The 21678-nt window shown below is 43.0% G+C and carries 19 protein-coding genes; all 19 read left to right on the top strand.

Annotation, left to right across the window (positions count from 1 at the left end; genetic code table 11):
• The first annotated feature begins 139 nt into the window (after positions 1-139).
• The 19 genes from G603_RS0112070 to ybaK all read left to right on the top strand — a co-directional run bounded on the left by G603_RS0112070 (position 140) and on the right by ybaK (position 21663).
• Positions 140-4645 (top strand): InlB B-repeat-containing protein, encoded by a 4506-nt coding sequence (locus G603_RS0112070; protein WP_026670384.1) that lies wholly within the window; start codon positions 140-142, stop codon positions 4643-4645.
• Between the two features lie 174 nt (positions 4646-4819).
• Complete coding sequence (locus G603_RS0112075) at positions 4820-7264, top strand: GH36-type glycosyl hydrolase domain-containing protein (RefSeq protein ID WP_026670385.1); 2445 nt, start codon at positions 4820-4822, stop codon at positions 7262-7264.
• Positions 7265-7277: 13 nt separating this feature from the next.
• Positions 7278-8693 (top strand): phosphoglucomutase/phosphomannomutase family protein, encoded by a 1416-nt coding sequence (locus G603_RS0112080; RefSeq protein WP_026670386.1) that lies wholly within the window; start codon positions 7278-7280, stop codon positions 8691-8693.
• A complete protein-coding gene (locus G603_RS0112085) occupies positions 8693-10378 on the top strand; it encodes a sensor histidine kinase (protein ID WP_026670387.1) in 1686 nt (561 codons plus the stop codon). The genes G603_RS0112080 and G603_RS0112085 overlap by 1 nt, the downstream gene beginning before the upstream one ends.
• 97 nt (positions 10379-10475) lie before the next feature.
• A complete protein-coding gene (locus G603_RS0112090; protein WP_026524956.1) occupies positions 10476-11867 on the top strand; it encodes an ABC transporter substrate-binding protein in 1392 nt (463 codons plus the stop codon).
• A gap of 6 nt (positions 11868-11873) precedes the next feature.
• Positions 11874-12761: a carbohydrate ABC transporter permease gene (locus G603_RS0112095; RefSeq protein ID WP_026524955.1), complete on the top strand. Its 888-nt coding sequence runs from the start codon at positions 11874-11876 to the stop codon at positions 12759-12761.
• A gap of 1 nt (position 12762) precedes the next feature.
• The gene (locus G603_RS0112100; RefSeq protein WP_026524954.1) at positions 12763-13614 is read left to right on the top strand and encodes a carbohydrate ABC transporter permease; all 852 of its coding nucleotides are present in this window, start codon (positions 12763-12765) and stop codon (positions 13612-13614) included.
• 2 nt (positions 13615-13616) lie between these two features.
• Positions 13617-14360 carry a response regulator transcription factor gene (locus G603_RS0112105; protein WP_026524953.1) on the top strand — a complete coding sequence of 248 codons (744 nt, stop codon included), beginning with the start codon at positions 13617-13619 and terminating at the stop codon, positions 14358-14360.
• 21 nt (positions 14361-14381) lie between these two features.
• On the top strand, positions 14382-15113 hold the full coding sequence (gene nagB / locus G603_RS0112110; protein WP_026670388.1) for a glucosamine-6-phosphate deaminase: 732 nt from the start codon (positions 14382-14384) through the stop codon (positions 15111-15113).
• Between the two features lie 352 nt (positions 15114-15465).
• Positions 15466-15774 (top strand): endo-1,4-beta-xylanase, encoded by a 309-nt coding sequence (locus tag G603_RS0112120; RefSeq protein WP_026524951.1) that lies wholly within the window; start codon positions 15466-15468, stop codon positions 15772-15774.
• A 40-nt stretch (positions 15775-15814) separates the two neighbouring features.
• The gene (locus G603_RS0112125) at positions 15815-16477 is read left to right on the top strand and encodes a DUF4230 domain-containing protein (protein WP_026524950.1); all 663 of its coding nucleotides are present in this window, start codon (positions 15815-15817) and stop codon (positions 16475-16477) included.
• A gap of 15 nt (positions 16478-16492) precedes the next feature.
• Positions 16493-17263, top strand: coding sequence for a hypothetical protein (locus tag G603_RS0112130; RefSeq protein WP_026670389.1), 771 nt, complete (start codon positions 16493-16495; stop codon positions 17261-17263).
• A gap of 20 nt (positions 17264-17283) precedes the next feature.
• A complete protein-coding gene (locus G603_RS0112135; protein WP_026524948.1) occupies positions 17284-18117 on the top strand; it encodes an AIM24 family protein in 834 nt (277 codons plus the stop codon).
• A gap of 220 nt (positions 18118-18337) precedes the next feature.
• Positions 18338-18871 (top strand): DUF6442 family protein, encoded by a 534-nt coding sequence (locus G603_RS0112140; RefSeq protein WP_026524947.1) that lies wholly within the window; start codon positions 18338-18340, stop codon positions 18869-18871.
• Positions 18872-18874: 3 nt separating this feature from the next.
• A complete protein-coding gene (locus G603_RS0112145) occupies positions 18875-19069 on the top strand; it encodes a helix-turn-helix transcriptional regulator (protein ID WP_026496877.1) in 195 nt (64 codons plus the stop codon).
• A gap of 19 nt (positions 19070-19088) precedes the next feature.
• Complete coding sequence (locus G603_RS0112150) at positions 19089-20423, top strand: hypothetical protein (protein ID WP_026670390.1); 1335 nt, start codon at positions 19089-19091, stop codon at positions 20421-20423.
• 27 nt (positions 20424-20450) lie between these two features.
• The gene (locus G603_RS0112155) at positions 20451-20666 is read left to right on the top strand and encodes a hypothetical protein (RefSeq protein ID WP_026524945.1); all 216 of its coding nucleotides are present in this window, start codon (positions 20451-20453) and stop codon (positions 20664-20666) included.
• Positions 20667-20898: 232 nt separating this feature from the next.
• A complete protein-coding gene (locus G603_RS0112160; protein ID WP_026496874.1) occupies positions 20899-21132 on the top strand; it encodes a GlsB/YeaQ/YmgE family stress response membrane protein in 234 nt (77 codons plus the stop codon).
• A 57-nt stretch (positions 21133-21189) separates the two neighbouring features.
• Complete coding sequence (gene ybaK, locus G603_RS0112165) at positions 21190-21663, top strand: Cys-tRNA(Pro) deacylase (protein ID WP_026670391.1); 474 nt, start codon at positions 21190-21192, stop codon at positions 21661-21663.
• Positions 21664-21678 lie beyond the last annotated feature (15 nt).

Raw genomic sequence — 21678 nt, forward strand, 5'->3', positions numbered from 1 at the left:
TGTTCATTTTCCGTATCCTACGCATCTCTTTTTTCAGCTACACTTATAGTATAGAAAATCAAAACTTAATAATTCAAAAACCGCTCAGCACGGTTTTGATAAGTAACCTGAGGCAGTTTCTTATGAGGAGGAACAAGATATGCGTAAAAACCATAAAAGACTGTGGGCATTCATAATCAGTTTAATTCTGGTAGCAACTACTCTGAGTAGTGATCTCGGATCAGCCAGAGTTCATGCCACGGGCGAAGAAGTGCTGGAGGAGAACACTGATATAGTGTCCCTGGAAAACAATGGGGAAATAAATGAGGAAAATCTTCCTACAGAAGAAGAGCCATCCTACGAGGAACCTGAAGAAGCAGAGGAAATCCAAGAGGAACTTGTAGATGACAACTCCTATGAGGAAGAACAGCCCAGTGAAGATTTCAGTGAAGAAGCACCTGAAGAAAGCGTAGAAGAAAACGCTGATAACGGTGATGAGGCGGTTTTTGAGAATGACAATTCTGAAAACATTCCCACTGAAGAAACAGAAGTAAATAATGATGAGACTCCTGCAGACAGCGAAGAGCAGGCAGGTACAGACAATTCGCAGGATACCGGTGCTGACACAGCAGCTGATGATCAGGCAGCAGATGAATTACCGGAAGAAGCAGCAAGTGAAGCAGTACCGGAAGAGCCTGCAGAAGAAGCTGTAGCAGTTCCTGAAGCAGAAGAAGCGCAGGATCCTGAAGAACAGCAGATGCCGGCAGTTACTTTTAACAAGAGTGCAGGCGGCGTAAATGTTGCAATTGATGCTCCCGAAGGTGCTTTTCCTGAAGGCACAACAGTTACAGTTACTCCCGTATATGACAGCGGTGTTATTGCAGCTGTTAAGGATACTGTTGAGCAGGAAGTTAATTCAGATACTTCTGATTCAGTAAAAACAGTTGAGAAGGTTATCGCAGTTGACATTACTTTCTACTGTGACGGCGAAGAAATCGAGCCCGCAAAAGCCATCTCTGTAAAGATGACTTCCTCAGAGCTTGCAAAAGCGGAGGATGCACAGGTTGTACACGTAGACGATTCAGGAGATACATCAATAGTCGGTGCAACAGTAAGCGGCAATGCAGCTGAGTTTGAGAGTGATGCTTTTTCAATCTATGCACTGGTTACAGTAAAAGAAGAGGATGAGGAATTTTTCACACGTACATATTTCTTCTGCGATATCAATGAAGAAGATTCCTACGTACCTTACTTCTTCACCAATGAAGCAGGGCAGAAGGTTGATAACCAGATCCTCAGAAACATCGAAGGCGGCAACGTACTTGCAGCTATAGATACTCCTTACCACGCAGGTAAAGTATTCGAAGGCTGGTTCACACTTAATGATGACGGAAATCCTGATACTCAGGTTAAGCTTGGTGAAGCCGTAGATCTTACAGGACTGGCAGCAAATGAAGAGGTTACTCTGGTAGCTGTTTATAAAGAGTCCTACACAGTTACATTTAAGGATGAGCTTGGCACAGTAATTGAAAACGAGGTTGTGAATCCTGAAAATGGTCCTTACACCATCGATAAGCAGTACACACCCTACGATCCCGATAAGGCATTCCTTGGCTGGGAAGTTGTAGAGGGTACAGAGAGCAATATTCAGAATGTGAAGAATCCTGCTCAGTACGAAAACAGTGATCAGATCACAATCACAGGAAACGTAGTTTTCAAGGCATATACACCTAAAGGAAACTGGCTTTCATTCGAAGGCAATGGAACAGGATCAAGCTATACCGCTCCTCAGTTTGTAAAAGAAGGTGATATTACATCAGAGCCTACAGCTCCCACAAGGTATGGATATATCTTCGATGGATGGTATCAGAATAAGCCTGAAAACGTGGGCGATCATCCTACAGGCGATAAATTCGTATTTAACAGCAGCATAAGTGAGAGAACAACACTTTACGCAGGCTGGTCACCTAATCTTAAGGCAAAATACAGAGTAGTTGTATGGACTGAAAACCTTACAGGCGGCACTTCCTATTATGGAACATATGTAAGACAGGGTTTAGTAGGAACAACTATAGATAAAAACGTAATTAAGCTCAATGATTATGATGCTGTTCTGGTAAAAGATGAAGACAACAATGAAACGAAGATTGAAATAGTTGGATTCAGACCTAAGGAGTTCGATGAGAACGTAGTTATTAAGACAGAAGGAAATGCAATTGTTAACGTAATCTTTGAAAGAATTACTTACACCATCAAATTCAGATATGCAAAAGATTTAGGTAACGACACCTATGAATTTGTTCACTATGAGACAGATGCGCGTTTCACAATAACAGACAGCAGTCTCGTGAACGCTTTCCCTACAACAGAAAAGGATGGCGACTACTATTACATACCGGTAGAGATCACCTACGGCGATCAGTTTGGTAATAACTGGCCTGATTACGACAGGTTTGAGGCTCTCTACAATGTCATGAAGGGCAATAGCGGCTACAACTCAAGCGGTGCCAGAAACTATACCAGAATGACAAGCTGGATCCTTATGGATGGTGCTCCTCTTAAGACATCAACAGGTGGAAACGGCGGAAATACAGTAAAGGGTAAGATTGATACACTTGATTATCATATACTTGGCAACTGGAAAGAGCCGGAAGGTAATTATCTCACAGCCAGATTTGACAAGCAGCAGTATCAGTACACTTACAGGATTTTCTTCGATGTGATAGACGGAGAAGAACCTCCTCAGGGCAAGGAAATTCAGCAGTTTACCTATGAAGAAGATGGTAAGAGAATAACTAAGAGTTACTACTTTGTAGAGGAAGTAAGTGCAAGATCAACATCTGAGTATGAAGGACAAAAGCCCCCGGCATACAATGGTTTTACAAATGTAGGAAATACTCATCCCACAGGAGAGGCAAATCTTAACCGTCATGTAAGTTTCTTCTACAACAGAAGTACCAATAAGGTTCTTTACTACGACGGTGTATATGTAAGCGGTGCAAATCACAAAGAAATCCTTGATGAGTACGAAAGCCTCGGCCTTATTAAGGAAAGTGATCCCATCCAGGTTGATGCCAGCGTAGCATCAGAAGGAAGCTTCAAGCCTTCAAGTTACGACGGATTTGTTTTCGCAGGATGGTATGGCGACAAAGAGTGCACTGGTGATCCTTTTGATTTCCAAAATGCCACAATGCCTCAGGGCGGTATTGAAGTATATGCAAAGTGGATCCGCAAAGAGTATCGTGTTTTCCTGCACACAAATGCATCAGGCGATACTACACTGGATTGGGGTGCAGAAGGACAGGCAACCTGCTTCAAGGTTGATTATGGAAAGAAGGTCGTGGGTATAAACCAGGTACACAGAGCAGATTATGAGCTTATCGGCTGGTATTCAGACCCCGAGTTCAAGCATCCTTTCAACTTCGATGCATATGCAATGACAGAGGAAACCACAGAACCTTATGATCAGACTGAGAGTACTGAGCGTGATAAGTGGGGAGATGTTTTAGTAGAGACCAATAAGGATGCCAATGAAAATCGTTACTGGGTTGACAGAAAGATTGATCTTTATGCAAGATGGCGCGGCAAACTTGAAGGCGCTGACGGAATTAACATCGAATATGATGTAGCACTTGGAAAACCCAATGATCTTCAGGTAGTTGTAGATCCTACTCTTTATAAGGATCAGGCAAAGGCAGAAGTACTTGATAATACAGCAGAAGCACCTAAGGGTCAGCGCTTTGATCACTGGGTTCTCATGAGCCCTAAAGTAATGCGCAGAGCAGGAGATTTAACAGAATCTGATATTACCTTTAAGCCCGGTAATCTCCTTACAGCAACCAGAGATTATGCAAGGATGCAGCCTGTACAGGATGCAAATACAGATACACCTTCATATCAGTACATAATAAGACTTCGCGCGGTTTATGTACCTGATACCAACGAAGACATCAGACTTACAAAGATCGTTTATAACGGTAACGGAGATGCAGCTTCACCTGCAACCACAGCACTTGTATCTGACACAGCAAAGAACCTTACGGTTTCTGCAGACAAGACTACAGCTACCTACAGCAAAATTCAGATCAATGCTCCTATTACAGTAGCAGGAAATATTTTCACAAGACCCGGATATGAGTTCCTTGGCTGGGCAAATGAGAATCCTGATGCTACAGAGCCTGATTTTGTAGAAGGTGACCTGGTTGGCGCAGATAATCTTCCAAAGGAGACCAATACTCTTTACGCTATATGGAAAGAGGTACCTCAGGAAGAGGAGAAGAAGGAAGAAGAGAAAAAGGAAGAGAAGGTAGAAAAAGATCCTGAGCCTACAAAGGAACAGACTTCCACTACATTACCTGACAGTGCAGATATTGAGGATGAAAGTGGTGAGATTGAGGAAGAGGTTATCGATGAGACTCCTGAAACTACTGAGTCATACTCAGATGATGAAGTTACTGTCATAAATGAGGCACCTGTTCCTCAGGCAGCAGTTCTCGGAGCAAGGAGAGAAGCACCTGCAGAAGAAGAGCCCGCAGTTCTTGGAGCAAGAAGAGGCGGAACAGATGATACTACAGATAACGTTTCAAGAATCATAGTTTTACTGCTGGCAGCTGCAGCCCTCGGACTAATCCTTTTAGAGAAGCGTGAAAACAAGGAAGAAAACTGACGGAAACAAGTTGCAAATAATTAAAAGTTTATAAAATGCACTTGAAAGAAAAGAACAGTGATGAATGAATAAGATGTCTCATTTTGGCGTAACACCTATAACACGCCAAGATGGGACATTTTCTTTTGCCCCCATTTTCTTAAACTAGAGACATAAAAGTTAATGGGGGTTTTTATGAGATACGGACATTTTGATGAAAAAAACAATGAGTATGTAATAGACAGAGCCGATATTCCCACTTCCTGGACTAATTATCTGGGAGTTGAGGATATGTGTGCTGTTGTTAATCACACTGCGGGAGGATACCTTTTTTACAAGTCTCCCGAATATCACAGGATAACAAGGTTTCGCGGCAATGCCGTTCCTATGGACAGACCCGGGGACTATATCTACATAAGGGATAACGACGACGGGGATTATTTCAGTATCTCCTGGCAGCCTGTGGGGAAGCCTTTAGACGTGGCAAAATATACCACAAGACATGGCATGAGCGTAACCACCTATGAGTGTGAATACAAGGGATTATGGGCCAGTGAGAAGCTGAGTATCCCTATTGGTGACAATGCGCTTATCTGGGATGTCGTCATTAAAAATGAAAGTGATCATACAAGGAATCTAAGTGTATTTTCTTATGCCGAATTTTCTTTCCATCACGTTCCAATAGATAATCAGAATTTTCAGATGAGCCTGTACTGTGCGGGATCCGAGTACAAAGACGGGATAATACTGTACGATCTTTTTTATGAAGAAGAGGGATATCAGTATTTTGCGGCAAGCTTTGAGCCTGATGGCTTTGAGTGCTTAAGGGATAAATTTATCGGAACCTACAATACCGAGTCAAATCCTGAAGCCGTGGAGAAGGGAAGTCTTTCCGGCTCCTTTGAAAAGGGCGGAAATCACTGCGCAGGGCTTTCCAAGAATATAGAGCTGAAAAAGGGTGAGTCTGTAAGGCTTATCTATTTTCTTGGCGAGGGCGGCTATGATGAAGCAAGAGCAATCAGAGAAAAATACAGCGATCCCGCAAGGCTTGATGCTGCCTATGAAAAACTTAGAGAGTTCTGGAGAGAAAAGCAGAGAACCTTTGCTGTTTCAAGTCCCGAGAAGGGCATAGATACCATGATAAATGCATGGACCTTGTATCAGGCTGAGATAAATGTAATGTTTTCAAGGTTTGCTTCTTTTATCGAAGTAGGCGGAAGAACAGGTCTTGGCTACAGGGATACGGCACAGGATTCCATGACGGTTATAGCAAGTAATCCTGCGGGCTGTAAAAAGAGAATTGTAGAACTGCTACGAGCGCTCACAACCAGAGGTTATGGAATTCATCTCTTTGAGCCCAGGTGGTTTATGCCTGAAGATGAAAAAGAGAATAAGAAAAAGCCCTTTAAGTCGCCCACTGTAATTCCGGAACCTGAGGCATCATCTAAGGTTCATGGCCTCTCCGATGCATGCTCGGATGATGCCTTATGGCTTATACCTTCAATTACGGAGTATGTCAAAGAGACAGGTGATTTAAATTTCCTAAAGGAGGAATACGGTTACGCAGACGGAGGATCCGGAAGTGTTTATGAGCACATGAAAAAGATTGTTCTTTTCTCTCTTGAGGAAGTGGGCGAACATGGAATCTGCAAGGGACTTCGGGCTGATTGGAACGACTGCCTTAATCTTGGCGGAGGAGAAAGCGCACTGGTTTCATTCCTTTTGTACAGAGCACTTATCTGTCTTAGAGAGACCGCGGAATATATGGAAGATGCCGACTTTGCCAAAGAACTTTCTGAAAAAACAGATGATCTTTCTAAGCATCTTGATTATGTATTGTGGGATGGTGACTGGTATCTTAGAGGTTTTACAGGTTCCGGAAGAAAGATTGGAACCAGGGAAAACAAAGAGGGACAGATCCATCTTGAATCAAATGCCTGGGCAGTTTTGTCAGGTGTATCCACAGGAGAAAGAGCAAAGAAGACTCTGAGCAGTGTTCACGAAAGGCTTGCAACTCCTTACGGAATCATGCTTAATGCCCCTGCATTTACAGAGCCTGATGATGAGATTGGTTTTGTGACAAGAGTGTACCCGGGACTTAAGGAGAACGGAAGTATTTTCTCTCATCCAAATCCCTGGGTGTGGTCTGCGGAATGCAGGATGGGTAATGGTGAGAGAGCCTTTGAATACTATAAGAGCCTTTGTCCCTATTATCAGAATGATGATATTGAAAGAAGATGGGCGGAGCCATATTCTTACTGCCAGTTCATTTCGGGAAAAGACCACACCACCTATGGAATGGCGCATCACCCCTTCATGACAGGCAGCGGCGGCTGGGCATATTTTGCTGTGACCCATTATCTTCTGGGAGTACGACCGGGATTTGATGAGCTTATTGTTGATCCATGCATCCCTGCGCATTGGGATGGATACGAGGTATCAAGAGTTTTCCGCAGCGTTGTTTACAATATTAAGGTTACAAATCCGGAGCATGTTCAATGCGGCGTAAAGAAGGTAGTAATTGATGGTGTAGAAGTATCCTGCGGCTATGATAAGGATTTTTCGAAGGATAGGAGCGTAGCTGTAATACCGGCAGGCTCAGCCGGGGAAGTGCACAGTGTGGAAGTTGTGATGGGATAAAGGGGGCGAAACAATGATCAAATTCGGAACCGGCGGATGGCGAGCCATAATAGGTGATGGTTTTACCAAGGAAAATGTTCAGATTCTGGCAAACGCCATGGCTGCCAAAATGAAGGCTGAGAACGTGGCAGATAAGGGCATTGTTCTTGGCTACGACAGACGTTTTTTGTCCAAGGAAGCAATGCAGTGGGCAGGCGCTACTTTTGCGGCAGCAGGCATAAAGGCAAGCCTCATAAATAAATCAAGCCCCACACCTCTTGTTATGTTCTACGTCATGAAGCATGAACTACCTTATGGAATGATGGTGACGGCAAGCCATAACCCTGCTATCTACAATGGCATAAAGCTTTTTACATACGGCGGCAGAGATGCTGATGAGGAGCAGACAAAAGAGGTTGAAGAATACATAAACAGGGTGACACTTCCTGTAGAAACCATGGAATACGAGGATGCAAAGGCAGCAGGGCTTATCGAGGAGTTCTATCCGATAAACGAATATATAGATAACATTCTTGACCGCATAAATGTGGATGCCATTAAGGCTGCATCCCTGCGAGTGGCTCTTGATCCCATGTACGGAGTAAGTGAGACTGCCATAAAAACCATTCTTCTTACGGCAAGGTGTGAAATGGAGACCATCCACGGACGTCATGACACACTTTTTGGAGGAAAGCTCCCTGCGCCAAATGAACCTGCCATGAGCCTCCTTAAATCCACGGTCATTGATAATCGCTGCGATATAGGAATTGCAACAGATGGTGATGCCGACAGAATAGGTGTCGTAGACGACAAGGGAAGATACTTATCTCCAAATGATATTCTGGTTCTTTTGTACTACTATCTTCAGAAGTACAGAAATGAGAAGGGGCCTGTAGTCAGGAATCTTTGTACCACACACATGCTTGACAGGATTGCAGAAAAATTTGGAGAAAAGTGCTACGAGGTTCCCGTGGGCTTTAAGCACATATCGGCAAAAATAACGGAAACGGATGCCCTTATCGGCGGCGAATCCTCCGGGGGACTTACGGTTAGAGGACACATAAACGGTAAGGATGGAGTATATGCAGCGGCCCTGCTTGTTGAGATGCTGGCTGTAACAGGTAAGAAAATATCTGAGCTTTACGATAATATTAGGGAGGAGTTTGGAGAGTTTTTCATGATTGAAAATAACTATTCCTTCAGGGCTGAAAAAAAGCCCGATTATCAGAAAATCCTCATGGAGGATAAGGTGATTCCTGCCTTTGAAACGGAGATTGCAAGGACTTCCTATCTGGATGGCTGTAAGGTATACTTTAAAAATGGGGGATGGGTATGTGTAAGGTTTTCAGGAACAGAACCACTTCTTAGGATTTTCTGTGAGATGCCTGATAAGGCCCTTGCGGAAAAGACATGTGATGCTTACAAAAATCTGTTGGGGTTGGAAGAATAATGAAAAAAAGAAATTCTCTTAAATGGCAGATGCTAAGACTTCTTGCACTAGGGTGGATTGTGCCCCTTACTGTCATTCTGGTGGTTTTTCTTGTGGTGGTTTCAGGAAGAATCGACAGACAGAGTCAGCGTATAATTAATACATCTATGGAAAAGGCGGCGGATATCAGTATCCTCCGCCTTTTGGACTGCATCGATTCATCAAAGGATGCATCTTATCTTTCTTACATAGGAGACTACTGGGCAGAGTATCAAAGTAGCGGTGATTCCGGTAATCTCTACAATCAGGTTACTACATTTTTATCAGCCCATTATAAATACGATCCAAGTTTTGATATCACAGTGCTTATTTTTACGGATGAGCCTGACACCCTGTATTACACAGGTAATACCACGGGAAGAGGAAGTGTTTCAAGGTTTAAGTTTTTTACAGATTCCGTTAAGGATAAAGCCCTTGAGATTTCAGAGGATCTGGATACAAGGACAGAGTTTTTTGCCATGGACGGTCATGTGTATATGATAAGAAACCTCCTTGGCAGAGGCTTTAAAAAGTATGCGCTTCTTGTCATGGAGATTAATCCGGAAGAGGTTTTCGAGAGCTTAAAGAGCGTATGGGAATATCGTGGCATGGATGTATCCTTTAATGGCGAGAGGCTGTACGGTGAGGGTAACTACAACACGTCGGGCGGTTTTATAAGCTGTGACAGGAAAAGCGTAGACGGATTTTTTACTTTTTCTGTTGCCTATGATGCGACAGCTGTGGGCTTGGAGAGAAGGTCCATAAATATCACATTTTTAATACTATTGATCTTCCTTCTGCCACTTGTGCTTCTTATGTTTTTCTTCTTTAACAGCAGGATTAACAGGCCTATTGCCACGCTTACTGCTGCTTCTAAAAAGATCGCTGATGGCGAGTACGGGGAAGTAGTGGAAGAACCAAAGGGACACAGCGGCGAGATTGCTGACCTTACAAGGAACTTTAACAAGATGAGTACCAAGCTCGGAGAGCAGTTCAATAAGATTTTTGTGGAGGAGATTGCCCTTAGAGATGCCAATATTCATGCCCTGCAGTCCCAGATAAATCCTCACTTTTTAAATAACACTCTTGAGATCATCAACTGGGAAGCCAGAATGAACGGTCAGGAAAAGGTGTCCAGTATGATCGAGGCTTTGTCTGTAATGATGAGTGCCACCATGGACAGAAACAGGCAGTCACTTATCGCGCTGTCTGAGGAGCTTGAGTATGTAAACGCATACATATACATAATAAAGTGCAGATATCAGGACAGATTCATCTATGAGGAGCATATAGATAAATCGCTTCTTCATGTGATGGTGCCAAGGCTTATCATTCAGCCTGTAATTGAAAATGCTGTTGAATACAGCTACTCAGAGGATGGAATCAGGAGGGTCCGTCTTGAGATAGAGGGAACTCAGGACAATGAAAAAATCGATATGAGAATAAAGATAATTAATCCCGGCGTTCCTAGCGACGAGGATTTCGCCAAGATAAAAGAGCTTTTAACGGACACTATGGATATAAAGCCTCTTGAAGAGCGCTCTACCAGAATTGGAATCCGCAATGTTCACAGGAGACTGAGGATACTCTACGGCGCTGAAAGCGGCCTTACAATTGAGACGGATGGAAACAATAATACTATCAGCACTATTTTTGTCAAAAATTGACAATTTCAGCAATCTGATTTAATTAGGAGCACTGCTATCCTTGAATTAGATAATACGAAACATGATGCGTGTAGTAACGCGCAGAAGGGAGACATGTATGAAGTTAAAAAATCTGACAGCAGTGCTTATGAGCGCAATTATGACAATTAGCGTAGCCGGATGCGGCGGCACAGCAACTGAGGCTCCGGCAGAAGAGAGTTCTGTAGAGATATCTGACGAATCTACAGCAACCTCTGCCAAGGCAGGTGGATCCGTAGAGATCACCGTAACAACAACCTTTGCAGGTGAGGACAGCAACGCACAGAACTACAAGAGTGCTGTGGCTGATTGGGAGAGTGAGACAGGCAACACAGTCAGCGACACCTCAGCAACAAGTGATGAGACCTTTAAGACCAGGATCATCACAGACTTTGAAACAGGCTCAGAGCCTGACGTTCTTTTCTTCTTTAACGGAGCAGATGCGGATGATTTTGTTAAAGCAGGAAAGGTTGTATCAATTGATGACATCAGAGCAGAGTTCCCTGAATACGCATCCAACATGAACGATGATCTTATCGCAGCATCACCGGCTGATGGCGTTAAGTATGCAGTTCCTGTAAACGGATACTGGGAAGCAATGTTCGTAAATACCAAGGTGCTTGAGGATGCAGGCGTAGCAATGCCAGGTGCAGATTATACATGGGATCAGTTCCTTGCAGACTGCCAGAAGATCAAGGATGCAGGCTATGCTCCTATCGCAGCAGCCCTTGGTAATATTCCTCATTACTGGTGGGAGTTTGCTATCTACAATCAGCAGACACCGGACAATCACCTGAATATTCCCGGAAGCGCAGATGATGCTACTGGAAAACAGTGGGTTGCAGGTCTTGAGGATATTAAGGATCTCTATGAGAAAGGCTTCTTCCCTGACAATACTCTTTCAGCAACAGATGATGAAACCTTTGCAATGTTTACAGATGATAAGGCTGCATTCCTTCTTGATGGTTCATGGAAGGTAGGCGGTATCGTTGGTTCATGCCAGTCAGACCCCGATGATCCCAGCACTCTTGATGAAGAAAAGCTCAGCCACTTTGACGTAACTTATTTCCCCGGCAAGGGCAACAGAAAGACAACAGACCTTGTAGGCGGACTTTCAATGGGTTACTACATCACAACCAAGGCTTGGGAAGATCCCGACAAGAAAGCAGCAGCTGTAAGCTTTGTTGAGCATATGACAAGTGATGAGGTTGTTCCTGTTTTTGCACAGCACACAGCATCAGCTCTTAAGAACGCTCCTAAGGTTGATTCCAGCAAATTCAATGCTCTTCAGGTTAAGGCTATGGATATGATGAGTGGCGTTACAAGTCTTACAGGCGCTGTTCAGGATATGTTCAACGGTGACTGCAGAGTATCTACTTTTGACGGAATGCCTGACATCGTAACAGGCGGCGTAGCTGCAGCAGATGCAGTTCAGGAAGGTATCGACGTTTATAAAGATTCAGCTGAGTAAAAAGATATGTCAAACATATACAAGAGCAAAAAATACATATTTCTGTTTCTTGCACCGGCATTTCTATTTTTGATAATTTACCTGTATTATCCATTCTTTGTGAATATTTACGGGAGCTTCAGGTCCATCAAAAACCTGGGTACCTACGGCACAAAATGGAATTCTCCCTGGTATGAGAATTACGTTAAGCTGGCTACGGACCCGGTTGTATGGACATCCCTTAAAAACACATTTTTGATGATAATAGCCACTATTGTGGGACAGGTGGGAATAGCGCTTTTATTGGCGATTCTCGTTGACAATATCGGCAGAGGAACTCAGTTTTTCAGAACAGTGTATTTCTTCCCTATTGTAATCTCAGCAACTGCTCTGGGCCTTTTGTTCAACCTGATTTTTCTCTATGACAAGGGAATGCTGAATCAGTTTCTTGAAGCTTTGGGCAGAACGGAGCTGATAGATTACAAGAGCGAGAAGCTTGCGATTGTGACCATGATGATCCCTGTTGTATGGCAATATGTAGGATTCTACTTTGTCATACTTCAGACAGGACTCAACAACATCTCACAGGAGTTGTATGAATCCGCGGAGATAGATGGTGCCACCAGATTCCAGAGGGTATGGTACATTTCACTTCCTCTTCTTAGGAACGTGATCTGTACATGCCTCACTCTGGGGGTTACCGGAGCTCTTAAGGTCTTTGATCTTCCATGGACTATGTTCCCCAAAGGAATGCCTCTTAAAAAGACATTCCTTACGGGTACATATATGTACTATCAGACTATGGAGGCCAAGAACGTGGATTACGGAGCAACACTGGCAGTGCTTATAGTTGTGCTGGGAGTTGTTTTGTCAAGAATCACAAGACGCGCCTTTAAAGAAAGCGAGGACTTCTGATATGAAGAGAAACAAGATCGGTCTCGCTTTTCTTTATGTAATACTGAGTGCCTGGGCTCTAACCACTATTTATCCATTGTTCTGGGTCTTGGAGAATTCATTTAAGGCCAAGGACAAGATACTAAAACAGAGCTTTGCCCTGCCTGTGGGAGACCTTTTCACTCTTGCCAATTACAGAAGAGCCTTTGAGAGACTTGATATCGGTCATGCATATATAAACAGTATCTTTATATCCGGCTGTGTGACATTGGGAGTTATGGTGCTGGCAGGGCTTGCGTCCTTTGCTCTTGTAAGATTTGATTTTAAGGCTAAAAAACTTTGTCACACTCTGGTAATAGCAGCGATGATGTTTCCTGTTTTTTCCACTATCATTCCTGTTTATACTATGGAATCGAGCTGGCATATCACCAATACATCCAACTGGTTTTTAAACATGATCTCGGTAATACTGCCGCAGATTGCAGGTAACATGAGCTTTGCCATAATCGTTCTTATGGGCTATGTTCAGTCACTCCCCTTAGAGCTTGAAGAGGCAGCACATCTTGAAGGCTGCTCAATACCGCAGATTTTCTTTAAGATAGTTGTGCCGTTAGGAAAACCGTCCTTTGTGACGGTGGCAATATTCTCTTTTTTATGGAGCTACAACGATCTGTTCACTCAGATGTTTTTCCTAAGACGTCCTGAGATGCAGGCAATTACAAGGCTTCTTAACGAGCTTACATCCAAGGAGGGAACCAACTACGGTCTTATGGCTTCGGCTGTAACACTGGTAATCATTCCGGTAATTATAGTGTATGTTTTCCTGCAAAAGTATATAATTAAAGGGATGACTGCCGGCGCTGTAAAGGGTTAAGTATGTATAAGGTACTGATTGTTGATGATGAGCCCGTTATCGCGGAGGGGCTTAAGAAAATAGTTGATTGGGAGAAATATAACTGTGTGGTTGCGGGGACAGCCTCTTCGGGAAAAGAGGGTCTTGCCATGGTGGAAAAGTGCAATCCGGACATTCTTTTTACGGATATCAGAATGCCGGGAATGGACGGACTTACCATGCTGGCGGCTCTTCGCAGTGAGCACAAAAATCTTCAGGTGATCATTCTCACAGGATATCGGGACTTCGATTATGCAAGGGAGGCACTGAATCTGGGAGTGTTCAGATATCTTGTTAAACCCTCTAAGATGAAGGAACTGGATGAAGCCATGGAAAGTCTTTCAGAGAGACTTGCCGCTATGGCGGATACTGAGCAGACAGTTGCCGATGATGACAATACCAGTGCCAATAACTTTATCGTCAAGCAGGCAATCGCTTACATGGAACAGCATTACAGAGAGAAGCTTCAGCTTACGGATGTGGCAGAGAAGGTCTATGTGAGCCACTGGCATCTTAGTAAGCTGTTAAATAGTACAGGTAAAAGTTTCTCCGATGTTTTGAATGAGATCCGTATCGAGAATGCAAAGGAGCTGATGGAGGATTCTTCCTTGCATATTGCTGACATCTCAGACAGAGTCGGATTTGCGGATACGGCGCATTTTTCCAGAGTATTCAAGAAATACACCGGAATGAGTGCCAATGAGTACCGGAATAAGTTTTTAAAATAAAAGCTTGAGAAGGGGATTATTATGAAAATTATCAGGGCGAAGGATTATTATGATATGAGCAGGAAGGCAGCTAATATAATATCTGCCCAGATTATTATGAAGCCTGATTGTGTTTTGGGACTTGCCACAGGCTCTACGCCCATCGGAACCTACGATCAGCTTGTTGAGTGGTACAACAAGGGGGATCTTGATTTTTCTCAGGTAACTACCGTCAATCTGGACGAGTACAGAGGTATCACAAAAGAAGATCATCACAGTTACTACTATTTCATGAATGAAAAGCTTTTTTCCAAGGTTAATATAGATACGACGAGAACTTATATTCCTGATGGGATGGATGAGGATGCAGAGCATGCCTGCAAGAGCTATGACGCTATCATAAAGAGCTGCGGCGGAATCGATCTGCAGCTCCTTGGACTTGGCCACAACGGTCATATCGGTTTTAATGAGCCCGGCACTGCCTTTGAAGCCCAGACTCATCTTGTGAATCTGACAGAGACCACCAAAAAGGCGAACCAGCGATTTTTCGCAGAGGATGAGAATGTGCCAAGCCAGGCATATACCATGGGCATTAAATCAATTATGCAGGCTAAAAAGATTGTGGTTGTTGTAAGCGGCGCAGACAAGGCGGAGGCCCTTTTCGCAGCAGTTAAGGGCGAGATATCTCCGGCAGTTCAGGCCTCCGTTTTGCAGCTTCACAATGATGTGATAATTGTTGCAGATAAGGAAGCCTGCAGCCTTCTTGATGAATGATAAACTCTATATTTTTTCGTTTGATAGTTGTGTGATATAGGGGCTGATAATATAAGATCATCAGATGAAACAAACAACGCAAACACATGAAAGAGTTATGGAGGATAAAGCAATGAAGGTTATTGATAAGGTACTTATGTTTTTCGGAATTCACAGAAGAAGATACATCAATTGCCCCTGCAATAGATGAGGTAGAAAATAAAATTAGACAAATCCGCAGCGACGGTGGCGTGTGCTTCACCTTAGCTGCGGTTTTTATTTTTCTACGATTTTCTTCGCAATATCCACACTAAAAGCCACAATTACTGAGTAGCTGAACAGTCGGTTTTTTTCTATATTTAGGGCATGAGATTTGAGGGGATATGAGTGCTTTAAATATAGGAGGAAGATAACAGAGCTTTCAGTAGGTGTGGACAAAGAGACTGATGCCATGTTTGAAAAGCAGGCAGATAAATACGAGGAAATCTTTAATCTCCTTTGCGATATGGACACACAGGGCGGCGGACCTGCAAACATCACAAACGTCACAGTATTTGGTCTTGTGGATCACTACCGCGAAGGAGATACCACCAATTCAAGACTTTTTGACAGAAGTTATATGCCAAAGCCCGCCTTTGGAAAAATTGTGGAAGTACTGGAGTCTAAGTGCGCATCAAGGTAAAATAGAAGATAAAGTATGAAAAAGTAGGGAGGGGAGAATCATGAAGTTTTCCATGCAGCCCAAAAACATTTTTTATCTTGTGGTGATCGCAGTATCTGTGATCGTCATCATTATCCTTGGAACCGGCTACATAAAAAACAGGGATACGACCTCTGATATCTCTTTTGAGGAAGGCAACACTGTCAAGATAGAGAAAAAAGAGGACAAGGTACTGATCTCAATAAACACACAGACCATCCAGGACGGCCTTGAAAACATGGGCTTTCTGGTAACTCAGGAGTACTATTTTACACAGATTGAAAAGTACACCAAAGAAAAAGAGTTGATTTTTGGCATACCTTCATCATCTGAGTTTATGTACAGTTATGATGGTTCGGTTTTTGCCGGTGTTGATTTTACCAAGATCACAGTAGAAAAAGATGATAATGCAAAGAAGCTTATCGTGAAGCTCCCTGAGTCTGAAATCCAGACTGTAAGCGTGGATAAGGACACCTTGAAAATATATTCGGAAAAGGATTCACTTTGGAATCCTTTGAAGCTTGAAGACTACAACCTCTCACTCTCAGAGTTCGAGAAGACTGCCAAGCAGAAGGCACTTGATAGCGGAATTCTGGACAGGTCAGATGAACAGGCCAAGGCGCTTATTTCGAATTTTATAAGCAGCATGCCCTCTGCATCAGGCTATGCAGTGACTTTTGAATAAGGGGGGAGGACGAACATGGATTTAAAGAAAATTACAATTGTAGTTTTACTGATACTTCTTGCAACCATATCTGTTACCAAGGTGGCACCCTGGGCAGGAGATCCACAGAATCACACGCATTCCATTGCTCAGACCGAGGATAAGATAACCACAGTGATGACGCTTTCGGGAGGTGCTGCGGCTACCTCTGCAACCCTGTCACTTCTTCCGGGGGATATGTGTACACCGATTGCCGAGCAGATGGCAGAGCTTTCCAAGTATTTTTTGATGATACTAAGTGCGCTGTATCTTGAGAAATTCATGATAAGCATATCCGGATATGTTGCTTTTTCTGTGCTTATCCCTGCTGCTTGCATCATACTTGGCATAGCAATTCTTTTTGGTAAAAAGAATATGCGGATACTTGCAGCGAAGATCGCGCTTATCGGAGTAGTGCTTTTCATAATTGTTCCTGCCAGCGTGAAGCTCTCTGACATGGTTTATCAGACACAGGCTCAGAGGGTGAATACCGCAGTTGAAGAATACAATAACTTGGATATTGGAAATGGAACAGAGGGCGGTTTTCTAAATGAGGTTGCAACTCTCACGAATGACGCTGTGGACAGTGTTACCACATTCCTAAGCGGCCTTATCGAGTCTCTTGCGGTGATGATCGTGACAGCCTGCATCATTCCGATACTTGTTTTTGTATTTTTGGTATGGCTTGTAAAAACCATTTTCGCATCTAACGTGCTGACTTTGGATACATCAGCTCTCGATGCGTTAACAGGTAAAACAAATAAATAAACCTTATGAGGAGGGGAAAAATGAACATTAGAAATTTTGAAAACGAAGGCAGAAAGTTTGTAAACAACATGGGCAATTTCCATGTGCTTGAGTATCTGCAGGATGCCAGCGTATCTCCCATGAACGCTTCCACAGAGTATTTCATGAGCAAGATGGGCGTTCACAGAAGACAGCTGGTTATCCAGCTTGATGAAAATAATTCAGCTATCGTTCAGGCCGGGGCAATGCAGTGGTCGGCAGGAAATATCGAGGCTACTTCAGGAATTAAGGGTGTGGGTGATCTTTTCGGAAAAATGGTAAAAGGCGCTGTTACCAAGGAATCTGCTGTAAAGCCTGAGTATGTGGGAAATGGATTTTTGACATTAGAGCCCACCTACAAGTTCATTATTTTGGTTGATGTAGGAAGCTGGGGATCCGGAATAACCATCGAAGACGGCATGTTCTACGCCTGCTCAGGTACAGTTAAGAACACAGTAGTTTCAAGAAAAAATCTTTCTTCAGCAGCACTTGGTGGTGAAGGTCTCTTTAACTTAAGCCTCTCAGGTAGCGGCATTGCTGCTCTTGAAAGTAATGTTCCATACAATGAACTTGTGGAGGTTGAGCTTGAAAACGATACTTTGAAAATCGATGGTAACCTGGCTGTTTGCTGGTCGTCCAATCTTGACTTTACAGTTGAGAGATCCACCAAGACTCTTCTTGGCTCAGCAGTAAGCGGCGAGGGTCTTGTGAATGTATACCGCGGAACAGGAAAGGTTCTCATGAGCCCTGTTGCTCCCACATCTTCACTGTATGCTTCCACCAACACAATTGCAGCTAAGGCCGCAGCAATAACAAGCAATACCCTTGGACACTAATAAGACAGAAAAAACCAGTGAAAGCCCGAATATATCGGGCTTTTGCCAATTATACAGATAAAGCGCTTATAGCATAAAGTAAACTATATAAATATAAATGTAAAATATACTTGACATTATTCATATAACGAGCTAACATAAAATCACAAAAACAAATAATTGTTTTTTGTAAGTCGACTTGAAACTATTAACTACTTGAATGATTTTATGGAGGCTCGTTATGTTTGAGAAAATTTTAGCTTTAGCAATTTATGTTGTAATTGTTGTTGTTCTTTGGGTTATAGTCAAAAAAAGAAAAAAGGATACTAATTTCGATGAGATGCAGGAGAAGGTAAGGGCAGAGGGTTACAAGATCGCGTTCTTTTCAGTACTTGCCATGCTTACCGGAATAATTATTTATGATGTTATTGCAGGTGAGGCCCTTCCTCAGTATGTGCTTAGCGGACTTCTTATTGTTGTAGTAATGCTCAGCTTCACAATATGGGGAATTTATTGCATCAGACATGATTCCTTCTTTGGAATCGGTCAGGACTGGAAGACCTATTTATGTATCTGCATTGTTGTAGGTGCTATTCATTGTAGCTCATTTGTGTCAGAATTTGTTAGAATAATAAGTACAGAGCATGATGAGGCATTTATGCATTTGTTTTTTGCAAAGGCGGCATCAAGTGCAGCAATGACAGTTACTTTCTTATCAATGGCCGTTGCCATCGCTATCAAGATGATTGCATCCAAAAAAGAAAGCGAGGACTAAGCCATGAAGAATTTAAAACTTAAATCCGCCAGAGCTGCCAAGGACTTGTCTCAGGAAGATCTTGCAAGGATCTGCGAGGTTTCCAGGCAGACCATAAGTGCCATAGAAAAGGGAGATTACAATCCCACCATCAAGCTTTGTATATCTATATGTAAGGCCCTTGATAAAAGTTTGGATGAACTTTTCTGGGAAGATTAAATCTGACGAGGTGGGTATTATGAAAAGTAAGCTTGTAGCGGGAATTCTTATGTCATCATTTCTTCTAAGCGCATGCGCAGGAAAAAGCGGAGATACGACAGAATCTGAAAATAAAGATAATCTGATCACCAAGGCTTTGTCTGAAAAGCTTGGGGAAGATGCTGCTGAAGAAACCGAAGCAGCTGATACAGAAGAAGCAGCTGCCGGTGCAACCACGGAAGAGGCTACAGATGCGAATAGTGGCGATGCTACTGAAGAAGTCGAAGATACGAACACAGGCGAGACTGCCGAAGAAGTGGAAGTCTCCGAAGATAGCGTCGTATCTGAAGAGCCTGAAGAACCCGAACTCTCCGATTATCAGACAGCCTACATGGATATCGTGAAGGAAGGTCAGTTTAATTTTGATGAAAACGGCGACATGGATTTCGAAGAATATGAGAACATGATGCTTGATAAAAGAATATACTGTTACTGGCTTTACGACATAGACAAGGATGATGTTCCGGAGCTGATACTTAAATACGGTACCTGCGAAGCGGATTTTCACGGAAGCGTTTATACGTATAAGAATGGGAAAACAGAGCTTTTAACAGATGAGTTCCCGCTGGGACATACAGGACTTTATTCTGATCCGGGCGAAAATGGAATTATCTGCTATTGGGGACATATGGGATATGCCTCTGTTTCCAGATTCAGGTTTGAAAATGGTGAGACAGCCTACGATTATCTCTATGAGGAAAATATAAACGAACGAATAGAGAACGGTGAAGAGGATGCTGATTATGCAGCGGCGCGCGATATCGTAAATGGCGCATATTACCTTTCAGCTTATGATACCAATACACTTTATCCGATCATAAAATATACTGAGATTGCGCAGTACCAGGCGGGGAAGAAGCAACCTGAGTCAGGCCCTTTTGGCTTCCCTGATGATAATGAGAATATTTACAAAGAGCTGATTGAAAATGATGGAACAGTTATTGCTGCTGCAACGGATGAGTATATGAATTCTCCCGGGAAGGTATCGTTCAGCGAACTTTTAAAGGACGGTGTTATTTACCCTTATACATCAGGCGCTCTTAGAATATTCGACGATGGCTATGCTGATTTTAATTCAGATGGCATATATGAGTATTATTTCTATTTCAACACTGAGGATTCAGATTATCACAGCTATAGGGGCATAATCAGTAAGCAGGGCGAAGAGTTCTATGTCTATCTGTCCTTTAGTACCAGTGAGACCTCAATATCAGAGGATGGATATCTGATCCACGATAATCCTGATTACAACGAATACTATAGGGAAAGAATACTCTTCGACAAAGAGGACAGTGTCATATTTTCTATGGAATAAGCTTGTGGGCTGAAATGGGGGATGTATATGTTTTTTAAGAAAAAGACAGAAATCAAAACCTATGACAAAGAAAACCTAAAGCCTGTGATAAAGGCAAGTATCTGTAACGGCGAGCAGGTGGCCGGTTTTCAGAATATCCATACCGGTGAATTCGAAGAAGTGATGCTCATAAGAGATAACGCTGATCTTGTAGAGTTCACAGCGCAGTACGGCATCACGGATAAACCGGATAAAATCTATTAGACAAGCCTTTGCCACGCCGCATTTTTGCAACACAGTAAAAAGGTGTTTATATTTCTCGGGATTAGAGGAATAAAGTTAGCAGAATTGCAATCATAAATATATAACGAAGATAAAGACCGCTATATACTCATATCAGAAACAGACAAAAACGTTTGACCTGTATGAAAAAAGCGCTATCATAGTTATGTGTGCTTAAAAGTACAGGTACGAGAAAAGAATTGGAGGGAATGATATGGGAATCATATGGGGACTTATTCTTGGAGCACTTGCAGGTTTTATTGCCAGCAACATCATGAAGGAGAAATCAGGAACAGTTAAAAACATTATTCTTGGTCTGCTTGGCGGCGTAGTTGGCGGTGTTGTTTTCAGAATCGTCGGATTCGCAGCAACAGGACTTATCGGAAGCCTGATTGTTTCCGTAGTTGGCGCATGCATCTGCATTTGGGCCGGAAGAAAATTATTTTAAAGATGTGGAGCAGCTGATCGGATGAGATTTGCTGCTCTATTTAGGTCAGGAGCATTTATGAAAAAAGAAGAAAAGACAAATGTAATGCGCGTACTTGATGGTAAGAAGATTGCCTATGAGAGTCATGCCTATAATCCCGACGCGACCATGAGCGGCGAGGAAATTGCAGGGATTCTTGGAGAGGATCCGGATAAAGTTTTTAAGACACTGGTAACTCAGGGGAAATCCGGAGTATACTTTGTTTTTGTAGTTCCTGTAAAAGATGAGCTTGATCTGAAGAAAGCTGCGAAGGCAGCAGGTGAGAAAGCGGTAAGCATGATTAAGCAAAAGGAGCTTTTACCGCTTACGGGATATGTTCACGGAGGCTGCTCCCCCATTGGAATGAAAAAGCAGTTTCCGACCTTTATACACGAGACTGCAGAGCAGTATGACCATATTTTTGTAAGTGCAGGAAAGGTGGGCTTTCAGATAGAGCTTGCACCGGCTGATCTTATGAGTGTTGCAAATTGTAAGGTTGCAGATATTGTGTAACGCTTAGATGCAAAA

The organism is Butyrivibrio sp. AE3006, from assembly GCF_000424165.1.
In the GTDB taxonomy this organism is placed as follows: Bacteria; Bacillota; Clostridia; order Lachnospirales; family Lachnospiraceae; genus Butyrivibrio.

Bases quoted from the DNA above. Each gene is read 5' to 3' on its own strand.
- G603_RS0112070 (WP_026670384.1), top strand. From the start codon at position 140: ATGCGTAAAAACCATAAAAGACTGTGGGCATTCATAATCAGTTTAATT.
- G603_RS0112075 (WP_026670385.1), top strand. From the start codon at position 4,820: ATGAGATACGGACATTTTGATGAAAAAAACAATGAGTATGTAATAGAC.
- G603_RS0112080 (WP_026670386.1), top strand. From the start codon at position 7,278: ATGATCAAATTCGGAACCGGCGGATGGCGAGCCATAATAGGTGATGGT.
- G603_RS0112085 (WP_026670387.1), top strand. From the start codon at position 8,693: ATGAAAAAAAGAAATTCTCTTAAATGGCAGATGCTAAGACTTCTTGCA.
- G603_RS0112090 (WP_026524956.1), top strand. From the start codon at position 10,476: ATGAAGTTAAAAAATCTGACAGCAGTGCTTATGAGCGCAATTATGACA.
- G603_RS0112095 (WP_026524955.1), top strand. From the start codon at position 11,874: ATGTCAAACATATACAAGAGCAAAAAATACATATTTCTGTTTCTTGCA.
- G603_RS0112100 (WP_026524954.1), top strand. From the start codon at position 12,763: ATGAAGAGAAACAAGATCGGTCTCGCTTTTCTTTATGTAATACTGAGT.
- G603_RS0112105 (WP_026524953.1), top strand. From the start codon at position 13,617: ATGTATAAGGTACTGATTGTTGATGATGAGCCCGTTATCGCGGAGGGG.
- nagB (WP_026670388.1), top strand. From the start codon at position 14,382: ATGAAAATTATCAGGGCGAAGGATTATTATGATATGAGCAGGAAGGCA.
- G603_RS0112125 (WP_026524950.1), top strand. From the start codon at position 15,815: ATGAAGTTTTCCATGCAGCCCAAAAACATTTTTTATCTTGTGGTGATC.
- G603_RS0112130 (WP_026670389.1), top strand. From the start codon at position 16,493: ATGGATTTAAAGAAAATTACAATTGTAGTTTTACTGATACTTCTTGCA.
- G603_RS0112135 (WP_026524948.1), top strand. From the start codon at position 17,284: ATGAACATTAGAAATTTTGAAAACGAAGGCAGAAAGTTTGTAAACAAC.
- G603_RS0112140 (WP_026524947.1), top strand. From the start codon at position 18,338: ATGTTTGAGAAAATTTTAGCTTTAGCAATTTATGTTGTAATTGTTGTT.
- G603_RS0112145 (WP_026496877.1), top strand. From the start codon at position 18,875: ATGAAGAATTTAAAACTTAAATCCGCCAGAGCTGCCAAGGACTTGTCT.
- G603_RS0112150 (WP_026670390.1), top strand. From the start codon at position 19,089: ATGAAAAGTAAGCTTGTAGCGGGAATTCTTATGTCATCATTTCTTCTA.
- G603_RS0112155 (WP_026524945.1), top strand. From the start codon at position 20,451: ATGTTTTTTAAGAAAAAGACAGAAATCAAAACCTATGACAAAGAAAAC.
- G603_RS0112160 (WP_026496874.1), top strand. From the start codon at position 20,899: ATGGGAATCATATGGGGACTTATTCTTGGAGCACTTGCAGGTTTTATT.
- ybaK (WP_026670391.1), top strand. From the start codon at position 21,190: ATGAAAAAAGAAGAAAAGACAAATGTAATGCGCGTACTTGATGGTAAG.